This is a genomic window from Streptococcus parasanguinis (assembly GCF_001069785.1).
GTDB classification, from domain to species: Bacteria; Bacillota; Bacilli; order Lactobacillales; family Streptococcaceae; genus Streptococcus; species Streptococcus parasanguinis_T.
The window spans coordinates 1-1,498 of sequence record NZ_JVSR01000088.1; the positions used below are offsets into that span (position 1 = coordinate 1).

Consider the following 1,498-nt stretch of genomic DNA (forward strand, 5'->3'; position numbering starts at 1 on the left):
CTTTAAGGGTTGCAGTGATCACACCGTTGTTCACAGTGATATCGAATTTAGCTGTTACATCCGCACCAGTCTTACCATCATAAGCTTTGATTGCTGAACCATCAACATCAACTTTAGCTTCATCGTAGTCATCTGAGATTCCTACTGATTGGATATGGTCTTTGTTGTTTGCATCAAATTTAGTTGTATCCAACCATACTTGGTAAACAAGTTTTTGACCTGGTTTAACTGATTTAGTATTGATATTCGCTTTTTCGTTATTAGATGCATCGTCCGCATATGGGTTCGCATTGGTATCTGCGTACTTGTCTGCCAACTCTTTATCATCATCTAATAATGAAGTTCCAGTTAAATCAAATTCTTTTTCGTTTAGAACATATTTTTCCGGATTGAATTCTGGAGTTTCAGGAGGTGTTACACGGTTGTTAAATTCTTTATCCGCAATGTCGCCTACAGTCGCTACGAGAATCTTAGCTGTTCCATCGTGTTTCACTGTAACTGTTACATTCGCTTTCATTGTATCGTATGTAACGGTTGCGTCAGATCCTTTAACTTCTTCTACTGTGTAGTTGTGTACGCCTTCTTGACCTTTCTTGAATTCAAGAGCTGAGAACTTAACGTTACCAGATGCATCGTTCTTCACAGTTTCAAGAGTCTTACCTTCTGAATCTTTAAGAACGAAGCTGAATTCGTTAGCTTTAAGCTCACGACCTTCCAAACGTTTCGTGAAGTTGAATTCCACTTCAACTGGAACGTTGTTTACACGTTTTTCAGTTGGTTTTTCAGGTTTTTCAACTTTCTTAGTCGTTGGGTTGTAGTAGTTTACTACTTGAGTCGCAGTATTTTCAATATCCGCACCGCCAGGTACATCAGCTTTCACTGTTGCTGGAATATCAAATTTATAGTAGCGTCCAAACTCGAACTTAGTAGTGTCAATGATTTGAGTGTTTTCAGCGTCGCCAAGTGACTTAGTGAAGCCATCTTTGAGGTTAGCTGTGATTACACCGTTAGCGATTGAGATGTCAAACTTAGATGTAACATCCGCACCTGATACTGAATCGTATGCCTTGATGTCTGAAGCATTCACAGTCAACTTAGTTTCATCGAAGTCATCTGTGATACCAACTGTTTGGATGTTATCTTTGTTATTTCCGTCAAACTTAGTTGTATCCAACCATACTTGGTAATAAAGTTTTTGGCCACGTTTCACAGTCTTGGTGTTCAAGTTTTCTTCTTCGTTGTTTGATGCATCGTCCGCATATGGGTTCGCATTGGTATCTGCGTACTTGTCTGCCAACTCTTTGTCATCATCAACGAGTTTTGTACCTGTTACATCAAATTTCGCTTCAGAAACAACATATTTTTCAGGATTGAACTTAGGTTCTTCTGGAGGAGTGACACGGTTGTTAAATTCTTTATCCGCAATGTCGCCTACAGTTGCGATAAGTACTTTAGCTGTACCATCGTGTTTCACTGTGACTGTTACATTCGCTTTCAT

The 1,498-nt window shown here is 39.3% G+C and carries 1 protein-coding gene; it reads right to left on the reverse strand.

Translation table 11 applies throughout. From position 1 onward, the window contains the following. Positions 1-1,498, reverse strand: a 1,498-nt coding sequence (locus tag ADG03_RS08195) for an SspB-related isopeptide-forming adhesin (protein WP_049520976.1), incomplete at both ends; no start/stop codon positions are given.